A 13326-nucleotide genomic window follows, 5' to 3' on the forward strand; every position below is an offset into this window, starting at 1 on the left:
CACCATGACCATGCCCCACTCGCTGCACGTCGCGATTGCCCAATACCCGGCGCGCTATAACGATATCGTCGGCGCGCTCGGCTGGCTGGAAGCGCAACTGGAACAGCATGCGGCCGGGCTTGTGGTGCTGCCGGAAACCGCCTTTACCGGCTATGTCTCGCCGCACGGGGATTTCGACCTCAGCGGCTTCGCCGAAGCCCTCGACGGTTTCACCGCCCGCGCCTGCGCCAACCTCGCCCGCCGTTACCGCACCGCGCTGGCCGTTCCCCTGATTGAACGCGACGGCCCACGCTGCTACAACAGCCTGCTGCTGTTCAACCGCGAAGGCGAACGCATCGGCCACTGGCGCAAGCGTCACCCGTGGATGCCGGAAACCTGGGCCACGCCCGGCAACCTCGGCACGCCGGTGGTGGAACTGGACGGGGTGCGCATTTGCGCCGGGATCTGCTTCGACATCCACTTCATCGCCGACGATGCCCCCGACGCCCTGCACGCCGCCGACCTGTTCCTGTTCCCCTCGGCCTGGGTGGAGGATGAAGACTCCCGGCCCGAACGGCTGGCCGCACTGGCCGCCGGATTCAACCTCGCCGTGGTCAACGCCAACTGGGGTGCGGGGTATCCGCGCCTGCCCGGCCAGGGCCATTCCCAAATCTACGCGGCGGGCGGCCAACGGGTCGCCGCTACCCCGCCGCACAGCGCCGCCGCCTGGTGCGACGCCACCCTGATTTTCCCGACGCCATCCGTCTCCGGAGCCACACCATGACCGCACCATACGAACAAGACAGCGCCAGCCGCTTCCTCGCCGACACCCACGAAGTGCAGAACGTCTCCCGCGAATTCCAGGACGTGAACCTCTACACCACCGACACCGCGCTGCAGGCCGCCGTGCACCGCGAAGGCGGCGGCTGGGCGGACGCGGAGCTTGAAAAGTTCGGCGCGCTGACCGGCTCGGCGGACTATCTGGAACTGGGCCATCTCGCCAACAAGTTCGGCCCGGAATTCGACCCGCAGGACCGCTTCGGCAACCGTGTCGATCTGGTGAAGTATCACCCGGCCTACCACACGCTGATGAAGACTTCGATCGAGCACGGCATCCATGCTTCGCCCTGGACCGACCGGGTGGACGGCACGCATGTCGTCCGCGCCGCCAAGTCCTACCTGCAATCGCAGGTGGAAGCCGGACACGGCTGCCCGATCACCATGACCTTCGCCGCCATTCCCTCGCTGCGGCTGCAACCCGACCTCGCCGCCATCTGGGAACCGAAGATCACCAGCCGTATCTATGACCCGCGCAACATCCCGATGGAACAGAAACAGGGCGTCACCATAGGCATGGGCATGACCGAGAAACAGGGCGGCTCCGACGTGCGCAGCAACACCACCCGCGCCTATCCGGTGGGACAAGGCGGTCCCGGCCAGGCCTACGAACTGGTCGGCCACAAATTCTTCCTCTCCGCGCCGATGTGCGACGCCTTCCTGGTACTGGCGCAGGCACCGGGCGGTCTCACCTGCTTCCTGGTCCCCCGCTGGCGGCCGGACGGCAGCAAGAACCCGCTGCAGGTGCTGCGCCTGAAACGCAAGATGGGCAATGTCTCCAACGCGTCCAGTGAAATCGAACTGCGCGGCGCGCTGGCGTGGATGGTGGGGCAGGAAGGACGCGGCGTGCGCACCATCATTGAAATGGTGAGCATGACCCGCTTCGACTGCATGATCGGCTCCAGCGCCGGCATGCGCATGGCAGTGGCGCAGGCACTGCATCATTGCTCCCTGCGTTCCGCCTTCGGCAATGTGCTGGACCAGCAGCCACTGATGCAGAACGTGCTGGCCGACCTGGCGCTGGAAAGCGAAGCCGCGATGACGCTGACCCTGCGCATCGCGCATGCGATGGACAACTGTCACAACGAACACGAGGAACTGATGGTGCGACTGGCCACCGCCGTCGGCAAGTACTGGATCTGCAAGCGAACCCCCAACCATGCCTACGAGGCCATGGAATGCATCGGCGGCAGCGGCGTCATGGAAGACAGCCCCTTCCCCCGCCTGTACCGCGAGGCCCCGATCAACGCCATCTGGGAAGGCAGCGGCAATGTGCAGTGCCTGGATGTGCTGCGCGCCATGCAGAAGACCCCCGCGGTGGTGGACGCCTTCTTCGCCGAACTGAAGACAGCGCGCGGCGGCAACGCCGTGCTGGATGGTTATGTGAAAGCGCTGCATCATGAATTCGCGGACTTTAATGATCTGGAATTCCGCGCCCGCGACGTGGTGGACCGCATGGCGCTGGCGCTGCAGGCCTCGCTGATGGTGCGACATGCCCCGGCGATGGCGAGTGATGCGTTCTGCACGTCGCGGCTGGCGGGGGTGGGGCAGCATAACTACGGGACACTGCCCAGAGGCACGGATGCGGCGGGGATTATCAATCGGGCAAGGGGCTGAATTGGCCCCAAATCACAATTTCTTGTCCCCTTCTCCCCTGTTACCGGACGCTCAGCATGTTATTTTCAACCTGACATTAGTCAATGACACGGTTGAGACCCATGACGCATGCCTTGAGACATCTGGAAAAGGCGCTGGTGCACCACGTTGCCCCCGCCTACACCGCGAATGCCAGGAAGGCTCATCCGGAAGCGATACGCCACTGGCGCCCCACCGGGCAAGTGTGGCCATTGCTGCGTGAACTGCAGGGCCGGGTGGCCGGCCTGCGCAAGTGCCGCATGACCGTTGACGGAGCCAGCATGGTCTGGCTGGAAGGCGGCAACCCGCACGGCCAGCCGGTAGTGTTGCTGCACGGCTTTGCCTCCAACAAGGAAAACTGGATGCTGCTGCTGCCCTTCCTCTCCAAGCGCTACCGCCTGTATGTACCCGACCTGCCGGGCTGGGGCGAAAGCCATTTCCATCATGAAAAATTCTACGGACTGGACCACCAGGCCGACCGCATCGCCGAGTGGGCCGCCAAGGTCTTGCCACACAAGGCGCACTTTGTGGGCAGTTCCATGGGCGGCGGCATTGCCGGCCTGGTCGCGGCCCGCCATCCCGAGGTGGTCGCCTCGCTGACACTGATGAATGCCGCCGGGGTGCGCGGTGCGGAAGCCACGGCTTTTGAAAGCGGCCTTCTGGCCGGCAGGAACGCGCTGGTGCCGGCCAGCTATACCGACGTGGTGCGCCTGTTCAACACCGTGCTGGAACGCAACCGCACCACCATGTCGCTGCTGCTGGCTCCGGCCATGGGTCAGGAAATGGTGTCACGCCGCCATGTCAATCGCCACCTGTTCCACCATATGATTGCGCACTCCATGCAGTGTGAGCGGCCGGGCGTGTCCGCCGTGACCGTGCCGACGCTGATTCTGTGGGGGGATGAAGACCAGGTGCTGCACCACAGCTGCGTGGAAAGCTTCCAGCAGCTGATTCCGCATGCCCGTACCCGTAAGCTGAAGGGTGTGGGGCATCTGCCGATGGTGGATGTGCCGGGGGTGACGGCGAAGACGTTGAACCGGTTTTGGCGAGGGGTATAACAGCCTTGAATCCCTCCCCACCTGTGGGGGAGGGTTAGGGTGGGGGGTGCGGAAAGCCGCCGAAACACACCGTCAACTCAAGATCCACTGCCGTACCCCTCTCCCCGGCCCTCTCCCACAGGGGGAGAGGGGGTTTCGTCACGCCACGTCAGCCACAGCCTTAAATCCAGTTCCAATTGCCCGTACCCCGGCTGCATATGCTCGCACAGCTGATAGAAGGCCTTGTTGTGATCCTTCTCCTTCAGGTGCGCCAGCTCATGCACCACGATCATCCGCAAAAACTCAGGCGCGGCATCACGGAACAACCCGGCAATGCGGATTTCCTTGCTGGCCTTCAGCTTGCCGCCATGCGGCCGGGACATCGCCGTGTGCAGGCCGAGGGCATTCTTGATGACGTCCAGCTTGCTGTCGTAGAGCACCTTGTCAATGCGCGGGGCATTGCGCAGATGTTCCTGACGCAGTTCATCCACGTAGCTGTAGAGCGCCTTATCCGTCTGGATGGCGTGGCGGGAGGGATACTTGCGCGACAGGTAGTCACCCAGCTGATCGCTGTCGATCAGCTGGCGTACTTGCAGCAGGAGATGTTCGGGATAACCGCGCAGGTATTTCAGGTCGCTCATGGCTCAATAGGGCTGCTGGCCAACGTAATTGCCGGGCGGGTTGTACTGGCAGACAAAATAATCGGTGCCGCCGCCGCTGGCCAGCCCGCAGCCGACCTCGGTGCTGTTGCGCCAGATGATCTGGGTGTAATGCCCCACCACCGCGCCATTACGCGAGTTGGAATTGGTGCCGTATTCAAAATTGGCTTTCTCGTCGCCCCAGGAGGTTACCATCTCATGGAGGCTGAAGGCCCCAGCGGTGCCTGCCCAGATGTTTTCCCCGTAACGGGAGCCGGAATGGCGGAATTTGCCGCTGGAGGCCATGTCCTCAGCCCAAGCCTGGGCGCTGGCGGCGACTTCGGCCGACCAGGCCAGCGGCGGCACCGAGACTTCGGCGCGGTAATTGTTGTGTTCCGCGACAATGGTGTCGGGGTCGAGGGTGGCGGCGAAAGCGGGGACGGCCAGCAGCAAGGCGGCCGCCAGTGCCGAAAGACGATGACTCATGGGGATACCTCCGTTTCAGGGACAAGTTCCGCCTTACGTTAACACCGCCGCCGGGGCCGCGTCACCCCGACCGTGGTCGGGTTCAGGCCGCCGCCCCCTTCACCATCGCCTTCACCAGAAAACCCAACTCCTCCACCAATTCACGCCGCGAAACGCCCAGCGAACCATCCAGCCACGCAATCTGCAATTCGTGCATGGCCCCGACAATGCCCACCGCCAGCACCCGGTAATTGCGCGGCGGCAGCTTCCCGGCAGCGGCCGTCACCCCCAGATAGGCCTCAATCAATGTCGCAAAACCGCTGATCACCTGATTGCGCGCCGCTTCCGCCCGCGGGCTGACACCCAGGATTTCCTGTGTGGTAATGCGCGCCCGGCGGGGGTCGTCCAGATGGGACGCCAGAAAAACGTCCAGCGCCGCCTCAAAGCGCCGTTCGGCGGGAGTCTGCGGGTCCAGCATCACCGCCACCACCTGCTGCCGCGTTTCGGCCAGAATGCTTTCAAACAGCGCAATCAGCAGCGCCTCGCGGTCGCGGAAATGCTCGTAGAAATGCCGCGTCGTCACCTTGGCATGACTGCACAGCTTTTCCACCGTGGTCGGCAGGTAGCCGTCGGTGCCGAACAACTCCAGCCCGGTGTCCATCAGCCGCTGCCGCCGCTCCGCCGACAGTTCCGCCGCCGTACGGCCGCCATAGCCCCGCCGCGCGGTCTTCTTGACCCCGGTCATGGACGATTCCGGTGAATTCTCCATCTTGCCCTCTTGAATCAGGAAAGGTTTCTTGTCTAAAATGATTCTCGCCGAAATCCTGACCAAAATAAAGCGGCAAATTCACTCAGCACGAGGGTTCCCCATGTCACGCCAAAGCATCTTCATCACCGGCGCCGCCGCCGGTATCGGCCAGGCCACCGCCCGGTTGTTCGCCGCCAACGGCTGGTTCGTCGGTCTGTATGATGTGGACGAAGCCGGAGTGCGCGCGCTGTCCCGCGAGCTGGGCGAAGACTTCACCTGCGCCGGCAAGCTGGACGTGACCGATCCCGACGGCTGGGAACACGCGCTGGCCGAATTCGCCGCCCGCGCCGGACGCCTGGATGTGCTGCTGAACAACGCCGGGATTCTGGCTTCGGGGCCGCTGGAGAGCATTCCGCTGGCGCGCCAGCACCTGCTGATCGACGTCAATATCAAGGGCGTGCTCAACGGCTGCTACCTGTCGCTGCCCTACCTGCGCCGCACGCCGCATTCCCGCGTCATCAACCTCTGTTCCGCCTCCGCGCTGTACGGCCAACCGTCGCTGGCGGTGTATTCCGCCACCAAGTTCGCGGTGCGCGGCCTCACCGAGGCGCTGGACCTGGAGTGGTCGGAATATGGCATCCGCGTCATGGACGTGCTGCCGCTGTTCGTGGCGACCGACATGGTCACCAACATGAACGCCAACAGCTTCCGCAAGATGGGCGCGAAACTGACCGCGCAGGACGTGGCCGAAACCATCATCAAGGCGGCGCGTTACGACGGCCGCCTGCCCAAGGTGCACTGGACCGTCGGTTTCCAGACCCGCGCCTTCTACAGCCTGTCCGGCGCCGCGCCGGATCTGGTCACCCGTTTCATCAACAGCCGCATTACCGGCTCGCACTAACTATGGAGAACCCCATGATCGCTACCCTGCCCGCCGGCATGCAGTACATCGACGACTTCACCAACGCCCGCCACCATGCCCGTCCGCAAGACCGGTTGGAAGCGGTGCGCAAGGCCGCCCAAGGTTTCCGCGAACGCTTCCTGGATGAGCCGGAAGTGCTGTTCTACCGCAGCATCAACCTGATCCGCGTGCCCTACCCCACCTGGTACGGTTTCAGCGGCGTCTATGCGCAAACCGCCTACCGTTTCCCGTTCATCCACATCCTCAACCGGCTGTTCGTGGTGCAGTACCGTGATCTGGCCGGGGAGGTGAAGACGCTGCTGTTCTCCCCGTCCGACCTGGAAGGCAACCGCGAGACGCCGTTCTTCAAACGTCTCACCGACAAGATGAAGCTGCCGCGCAAGGCGCAGAACGTGATGGCGCCGATGTTCAACAACGTACAAAGCGCGCTGGCCTCCACCGGCATCCGCCCCGAACAGGTGGACTACATCAGCTATGACCACCTGCACACCCAGGACATCCGGCATTGGCTGGGCACCGGCTCGCAGCCGGGTTTCTTCCCCAACGCCAAATTGCTGGTGCACCGCCAGGAATGGATCTCCACCGGCGCACTGCTGCCTTGCCAGGCAGACTGGTACTGCCCCAACGGCATCAGCGGGGTGAGTGAGGAACGGGTGGTGACTTTTGATGGCAGCGTGCAACTGGGCCGGGGCGTGGCGCTGCTGCATACGCCGGGGCACACCGAAGGCAATCATTCGCTGGCGGCGCGGGTGCGCGACGGTATCCGCGTCACTTCGGAAAACGGCATCGGCGCGGACGCCTATGAGCCGAAGAACTCGCGGATCAACGCGGTACGGCGCTATGCGCAGGCGACCGGAGTGGAAGTGATCCTGAACGGCAATACGCTTGAAGGCAGTAACGACCAGTACATCTCGATGGTGCTGGAAAAGACCGTGGCCGGGCCGTCGGCCAATCCGGAGTTTCCGAACTGCGCCTCGTCCAGCGAATCGACACCCTTTTGGCTGATGCCGGGGCAGGAAAGCAGTTATCTGATCGGGGAAGCGGAATTCGGGAAAGTGGCGACCTGAGGGGAAAAACCGGGGCAGCGCCTGACGTCGCCCCGGTCCTGAACTGGTGTTAATGCCGGGCGGTTACCTTGCGGCCTTGGCCGTCCACCAACACCAACGCGCCGGTATCGCTGAACTCATAACGCTGAACGCCTTGCAGGATGTCCACAAAGCGCCGTTCCTGGTCCATCAGCGCCGGTGCGCAGGCCATCATGGTGGAAGCGCCCTGACCAATGCTGAGGCTGTTGCCGCTCCAGGTGTAGGCGGCGGTGTAACTGTTGCAAGAGGCGCGGCCGGTCAGCTTGCCGTCCTGTCCGAAGTTCAGCGTGGCGCGTGAGTTGTCGATGACACCGCCGCCACCAATATCCTCCACCACCCACTCCACCCCTTGCAGGGAAAGCGCCGTGGCGGCGTCATTGACGACACTGCACTCCGGCAGCACCGCGCTACGCAGGGTGAGGCGGGCCTTGTCGCCGTGGAACCAGACCTCGGTGGCCGGAACCCCGATGCCGATATAACGGCTGCCGGAGGCGCTGGCGGTCGGTCGCAGCTCAATCCGTTCGTCCCCCAGCAGCAAGCGGAAATGATCCTGGTTGTTTTCCACCACCATGCCCACCGTGGCGCTGCGCCCGCCGCAATCCAGCCGCGACGTAAAGGCCGCCGTCCGGGCAGGATGCAGCAACAGCGTGCCCAGCTCCAACGTGCGGTCATCCAGTCTCACATCAACGGGATCGCTGACCCACAGCGCGCGATCATGCTGGAGGATTGTGCCCCGCAAACGGTAATAGACCCCGGGCGACAGCTTGTTGACCGGCACCTTCACCGCAAAAGCCACCGGCGCCTGCTTGCCCTCCAGCTCCTGCCGCTGCGCGGACAGCACCCGGTCATCCAGAGCGGAGAGCAGCTCCACCACGGCCACACTGTCTGTCGGCAAGGCCGTGGGCGAGCGGTAGTCGAGGCTGCCGCTGAGGGTGGCGGTGTTGGCCTCATTAACCACCGGCTTGTTTTCAAGCATGGCGCAGCCGGTCAGGGCCGCCCCCAACGCCAACAACAATAACCCGCGCCGGGCCGTCTGAAATCCGTTCATGGCAAGTCTCTTCAAATCAATCGGGGAAAAATGGAGGAGGATCATATCCCAAGTCCTCAGCCACTGTCTTATTCATGCCGCAACGCCTCAATCGGATCCAGCTGTGCGGCGCGTCTGGCTGGAAAATACCCGAAAATCACCCCGATGGCAGCTGAAAACAAAAACGACATGACATTGATCTGCAGATTGAACAGGTAAGGCACCTCCATGGCCGAGGCCAGGGCCATCGACGCCACAGTCGCCAGCACAATGCCCACCACCCCGCCCAGCGACGACAACACCGCCGCCTCGATCAGGAATTGCAGCAGCACTTCCCGCTCCAACGCCCCTATCGCCAGCCGGATGCCGATTTCCCGCGTGCGCTCCGTCACCGACACCAGCATGATGTTCATGATGCCGATGCCGCCCACCAGCAGGCTCACCGCCGCCACCGCACCCAGCAGTGTCGTCATCAACTTGATGGTGCCGGACAGGGTTTCGGCAATCTGCTTGGTGTCCAGCACGTTGAAGTTGTCTTCCTCGCTTTCCGCCAGCTTGCGGCGTTCGCGCATCAGCGCTTTCACCTGCGTCGTCACCTGCGCCATGGACGCCCCGTCCTTCACCGAGATCAGGATGGTGGACACATCCTGATTGCCGGTCAGCCGCCGCTGCACGGTATGCAGCGGCATCAGCACCACATCGTCCTGGTCCATACCCATCGACGACTGTCCTTTTGATTCCAGCAGACCGATGATGTCACAGGAGAACTGCTTGACGCGGATGCGCCCGCCCACCGGGTTCTGAGTACCGAACAGTTCGCGGCGCACGGTTTCGCCCACTACGCAAACGCTCTTGCCCGCCCGCTCCTCCGAATCACTGAAAATGCGGCCATCGGCCAGCGTCCAGTTGCCGGTGCGCAGCCAGGCGGCGGTGCTGCCGGTAATGGAGGTGGCCCAGTTTCGGTTGGCATAGACTACGGTGACACCCCGGGTAATGGTCGGCGCGACAGCGTTCAGAGAACCGATCTGCGCATCTATCGCCAGCGCGTCCTCCAGCTTGAAGCGCGGCGCACCGGCGGAATCACGGCCGGGGCTCATGCGCTGGCCGGGGCGCACCATCAGCAGGTTGCTGCCCAGGCTGGAAATCTGGTCGGACACCGCCTGCGTGGCGCCGTTGCCCAGCGTCACCATGGTAATCACCGCCGACACGCCTATGACGATGCCGAGAATGGTGAGGAAGGAGCGCAGCAGGTTGCGCCTTATCTCGCGCAGGGCGAGCAGCAGGGTATTCCACCACATCAGGAGCGCCCCCCGGTTTGTTCATCACGCGCCACCACGCCATCCACAAAGTGGATGATGCGGTCGGCATAGGCGGCCATGTCGGGCTCGTGCGTCACCATCAGCACGGTAATGCCCTGCTCCCTGTTGAGGGCGGTGATCAACTCCATGATCTCCTTGCCGCGCTGGGTGTCGAGGTTGCCAGTGGGTTCGTCGGCCAGCAGCACTGTCGGGCTGGTGACAATGGCGCGGGCAATGGCGACGCGTTGTTGCTGGCCGCCGGACAATTCAGCCGGCGTATGGTCCTCGCGTTCCGCCAGCCCGACGGAGGCCAGCGCCGAGCGGGCATGGGCGTGACGCACCGCTTTCGCCTCCCCCCGGTACAATAAGGGCAGCTCCACGTTTTCCAGCGCCGTGGTGCGTGACAGCAGGTTGTAGCCCTGGAAGACAAACCCGAGGTAACTGCGGCGCAGGCGGGCGCGCTGGTCGCGGTCCAGTTGCTCCACATGCACGCCCTTGAACAGGTACTCACCGGTGGTGGGCGTATCCAGGCAGCCCAGGATGTTCATCACCGTCGACTTGCCGGAACCGCTGGGCCCCATCACCGCCACGAATTCCCCGGCCATGATGCGCAGGTTGACGCCGCGCAAGGCCTGAAAGGCGGCCTGCCCTTGCCCGTAGGTCTTGGTGATGTTGCGCAGTTCGATCAACGCTTCACCGGAAGAGTCCGTCATTTCTTGGCGCTCGTGCTGTCGATGATGACGGCCATGCCTGCCTTCAGCCCGCCATCCGTGATTTCAGTGAGCTGGCCGTTGGTGGCGCCGGTCTTCACTTCCAGCGCCGAAGGCTGGTTGTCCGCCCCCAGAACCCAAACCTTGGGAATCCCGTTCTTGCCCGCCGCACGGGGCTTGCGTGCACCCATGCTTGGCGGCTTGGGCATCAGGCGGCTGACCAGGCTGGCGGAGGCTTCCTTCCCGGCACTCAGGTCCGGCGTGAAGCGCAACGCCGCATTGGGAATCAGCAACACGCCCTTGCGTTCGTTGGCAATGATCTCGGCGGTGGCGGTCATGCCGGGGCGAAGGCTGAAGTCATCGTTATTGACGCGGAGGATTGTCCTGTAGGAAACCACGCCGTCCTTGGTCTGCGAACCCAGCCCCACCCGCACAATCTGCGCCGGGAACTGGCGGTTGGCCCAGGCATCGACGGTGAAACGCGCCGACTGCCCTTCCTTGACCTGGCCGATATCCGCTTCGTCCACATCCACCTGCAACTCCATCAGCGACAGGTCTTCCGCCAGCGAGAACAGCACCGGCGCCTGCAGCGAGGCGGCCACCGTCTGGCCGGGCTCAATCTTGCGCGCCAGCACCACCCCGTCAATGGGGGAACGGATGGTGGCCTTGCCGAGATTGGTTTCGTCGGAACTGACCTGGGCCTTGGCCTCGGTGACATTGGCGCGGGCGCTGGTCAGGTCGGCAGAGGCGCGTTTGACGGCGGCCTCGGCAGACGCCATTTCGGACTTCGCGGGCACCTTGCCGCCGCTGAGGCGGCTGACATCCTGGAAGCGCAACAGATTGGCCCGGACTTCCGCCAGCGTGGCGTCCGCCTGCAGCACGCGCGCCTCGGCAGACGCCAGCGCAGCGCGTGAGCGGGTAATCTGGTCGCGCAGCTTGGCGGTGTCCAGTGTCGCCAGCACCTGCCCCTTGCGGATACGGGCGTTGTCGTCCACCAGCACATTGTCCACGGTGCCGGACAGCTCACTGCCCACATCCACCTGGTTGATGGGCTGCAGGTTGCCGGTGGCGGAGACGGTTACCGTCAGGTCGCCGAGGACAGCCGGTTCCGTCTCGTAAACGATCTTGGCCGCCGTGCCGGATGACCAGGGCTGCCACACCGTCAGCCCGATGATGGTGATCACCGCCAGCATCAGAGGCCAGGTGAATTTGCGGCGGCGGCCGCCGTTCTTGCCGAGCACGGTTTGCAGGGTGTCCTGGGGTTTGGGAGTGGCGGTCATGACGGGTTTCCGGAAGATGCAGCAGGAGTGACGGGCGTGGCGACGGTCCAGCCGCCGCCCAGCGCCTTGTAGAGTTGCACCAGCGCCGTGGCCAGATCGGCTTCGCAGCTCTGGCGGCTGTCCTCCAGGCTGAGGCGGGTGCGTTCGGTGTCGAGTACGGTCTGGTAGTCGGTGATGCCGGCCTGGTAACGCTGGCCGGCCAGCGCAGCGGCATTGACGGCCGCCTTGGCTCCGGCCGTCAGCGCCGCCAGCCGTTGTTGCTGGGCGGAGAGGCCGGACAAGGCGTTCTCCACCTCCTCCAGCGCCGTCAGTACGGTTGAACGGTAGTTGGCCAGCGCCTGATCCTGCACCGCGCTCTGGATAGCCACTTGCTGGCGCAGGCGACCGCCGTCAAACAGCGGACTGGTGATCCCGGCCAGCAAGGAACGGTTGAGCGCGGTGCTGTCGCCGAGGCCGCTCAGGGTCAGCGCCTCCAGCCCCACCGAGCCGGAAAGGCGGAACGAAGGATAGCGGTTGGCGGCCGCGACGCCGCTGCGCGCCGTTTCAGCGGCCAGACGGCGCTCGGCGGCCTGCACATCCGGCCGCTGGCGCAGGGTATCTGCGGGAATGCCGATCACCAGCGCGGCGGGCAAGACCGGCAACGCGGCACTTCCGGACAGGCGGTCATGCAGGGTTCCGGGTGCTTGCCCGGTGAGAATGGCCAGACGGTTTTCGGCGGCGGCCAGACTGCTTTCCAGCGTCGGGATCTGGGCGCGGGTCTGCTCCAGGGCCGCGACCGCCTGCTCTACCGCCAGCGAGCTGACCAGACCGGCCTGGGCGCGCCAGCCGGTCAGGGCGCGGGTTTCTTCCTGGGCGGCCAGGTTACGGCGGGTGATTTCCAGACGCGCCTGCAGCGAACGCAGCTGGATATAGTTGCGCGCCACCTCGGCCGCCAGCGATACCTGCGCCTGCGCCAGATTGGCGGCCACCGACTCGGCATCGGCGCTGGCGGCGGTCGCGGCATGGCGCACGCCGCCAAAGATGTCCGGCTCCCAGGAGGCGTCAAATCCGGCCTGGTATTGTTCACGGGAGGCATTGTTGCCGCTTTTGCCGGAACCGGCGGAGGCCGAAGCCGTGACCGTGGGCAAACGGCCGGATTCCGCCACCGACACCCGCGCCCGTGAGGCGCGCAAGCTGGCGCGGGCGCTGTCAAGGTCGGGATTGTGCTGCAGGGCTTCATCAATCAGGGCGGTGAGCCGCTCGTCACCCAGCCTGGCCCACCAGCGGGACAGGTCGTCCGGCGTCACGGACTCGGCGGCCTTGCCGCGCCAGGAAGCAGGTACGCCCAGATCGGCGTTGGACGGCGCGTTATAGACCGGTCCCACCGCACAACCGCCCAGCAGCAGGAGCAGCGCAGGCAACAAACCTTGCCGGCCGACAGTATTCAACATGCAAACCTCTTCATCAATCCGACCGCGAGCGAAACACCGACGCGGGTCTTTCATTCTAAACACGGCGTCTGCTATTGTCCGGACACACTGACATATCCCTGACAATAACGCACCGTAAGGGCCACAGAGCCCCGTGCCCGGTGGCGAGGAAAAGGCTTTCCCATGCTCTACCGTTATTTCCCAACCCGCACCGCAACTGAAAAGACAGCCTTGATCACGACGTCCTGCCCGGTCC

The 13326-nt window shown here is 64.4% G+C and carries 13 protein-coding genes; 5 read left to right on the forward strand and 8 right to left on the reverse strand.

Annotated elements, in window-relative coordinates; genetic code table 11:
* Window positions 1-4 precede the first annotated feature (4 nt).
* From Q7T36_RS10990 to Q7T36_RS11000, 3 genes are all read left to right on the forward strand, one after another.
* Window positions 5-763: a carbon-nitrogen hydrolase family protein gene (locus Q7T36_RS10990; RefSeq protein ID WP_304848028.1), complete on the forward strand. Its 759-nt coding sequence runs from the start codon at window positions 5-7 to the stop codon at window positions 761-763.
* Window positions 760-2433, forward strand: a complete 1674-nt coding sequence (locus Q7T36_RS10995) for an acyl-CoA dehydrogenase family protein (RefSeq protein ID WP_304848031.1) — start codon at window positions 760-762, stop codon at window positions 2431-2433. The genes Q7T36_RS10990 and Q7T36_RS10995 overlap by 4 nt, the downstream gene beginning before the upstream one ends.
* A 101-nt stretch (window positions 2434-2534) precedes the next feature.
* Window positions 2535-3509 (forward strand): alpha/beta fold hydrolase, encoded by a 975-nt coding sequence (locus Q7T36_RS11000; RefSeq protein WP_304848035.1) that lies wholly within the window; start codon window positions 2535-2537, stop codon window positions 3507-3509.
* Window positions 3510-3586: 77 nt separating this feature from the next.
* Here the strand turns inward: Q7T36_RS11000 and Q7T36_RS11005 are convergent, their stop codons facing one another.
* The 3 genes from Q7T36_RS11005 to Q7T36_RS11015 all read right to left on the reverse strand — a co-directional run bounded on the left by Q7T36_RS11005 (window position 3587) and on the right by Q7T36_RS11015 (window position 5336).
* Entirely contained in the window at window positions 3587-4129 is a 543-nt protein-coding gene (locus Q7T36_RS11005; RefSeq protein ID WP_304848038.1) for a M48 family metallopeptidase, read from the reverse strand.
* Between the two features lie 3 nt (window positions 4130-4132).
* Window positions 4133-4612 carry a CAP domain-containing protein gene (locus Q7T36_RS11010; RefSeq protein WP_304848041.1) on the reverse strand — a complete coding sequence of 160 codons (480 nt, stop codon included), beginning with the start codon at window positions 4610-4612 and terminating at the stop codon, window positions 4133-4135.
* An 82-nt stretch (window positions 4613-4694) separates the two neighbouring features.
* Window positions 4695-5336, reverse strand: a complete 642-nt coding sequence (locus Q7T36_RS11015; protein ID WP_304848044.1) for a TetR/AcrR family transcriptional regulator — start codon at window positions 5334-5336, stop codon at window positions 4695-4697.
* Between the two features lie 124 nt (window positions 5337-5460).
* Between Q7T36_RS11015 and Q7T36_RS11020 the strand changes: the two genes are divergently transcribed.
* Entirely contained in the window at window positions 5461-6240 is a 780-nt protein-coding gene (locus tag Q7T36_RS11020) for an SDR family oxidoreductase (protein ID WP_304848046.1), read from the forward strand.
* Between the two features lie 14 nt (window positions 6241-6254).
* A complete protein-coding gene (locus Q7T36_RS11025) occupies window positions 6255-7328 on the forward strand; it encodes a hypothetical protein (protein ID WP_304848049.1) in 1074 nt (357 codons plus the stop codon).
* Window positions 7329-7377: 49 nt separating this feature from the next.
* Here the strand turns inward: Q7T36_RS11025 and Q7T36_RS11030 are convergent, their stop codons facing one another.
* The 5 genes from Q7T36_RS11030 to Q7T36_RS11050 all read right to left on the reverse strand — a co-directional run bounded on the left by Q7T36_RS11030 (window position 7378) and on the right by Q7T36_RS11050 (window position 13091).
* The gene (locus Q7T36_RS11030) at window positions 7378-8394 is read right to left on the reverse strand and encodes an META domain-containing protein (protein ID WP_304848052.1); all 1017 of its coding nucleotides are present in this window, start codon (window positions 8392-8394) and stop codon (window positions 7378-7380) included.
* Between the two features lie 68 nt (window positions 8395-8462).
* The gene (locus tag Q7T36_RS11035) at window positions 8463-9671 is read right to left on the reverse strand and encodes an ABC transporter permease (RefSeq protein ID WP_304848055.1); all 1209 of its coding nucleotides are present in this window, start codon (window positions 9669-9671) and stop codon (window positions 8463-8465) included.
* On the reverse strand, window positions 9671-10384 hold the full coding sequence (locus tag Q7T36_RS11040; RefSeq protein ID WP_304848058.1) for an ABC transporter ATP-binding protein: 714 nt from the start codon (window positions 10382-10384) through the stop codon (window positions 9671-9673). Before Q7T36_RS11040 ends, Q7T36_RS11035 begins: the two co-directional genes overlap by 1 nt.
* Complete coding sequence (locus tag Q7T36_RS11045) at window positions 10381-11661, reverse strand: efflux RND transporter periplasmic adaptor subunit (RefSeq protein ID WP_304848061.1); 1281 nt, start codon at window positions 11659-11661, stop codon at window positions 10381-10383. The genes Q7T36_RS11040 and Q7T36_RS11045 overlap by 4 nt, the downstream gene beginning before the upstream one ends.
* The gene (locus Q7T36_RS11050) at window positions 11658-13091 is read right to left on the reverse strand and encodes an efflux transporter outer membrane subunit (protein WP_304848064.1); all 1434 of its coding nucleotides are present in this window, start codon (window positions 13089-13091) and stop codon (window positions 11658-11660) included. The genes Q7T36_RS11045 and Q7T36_RS11050 overlap by 4 nt, the downstream gene beginning before the upstream one ends.
* Window positions 13092-13326: the final 235 nt, after the last annotated feature.

Source organism: Fluviicoccus sp. (assembly GCF_030646115.1).
Classification (GTDB): domain Bacteria; phylum Pseudomonadota; class Gammaproteobacteria; order Pseudomonadales; family Moraxellaceae; genus Fluviicoccus.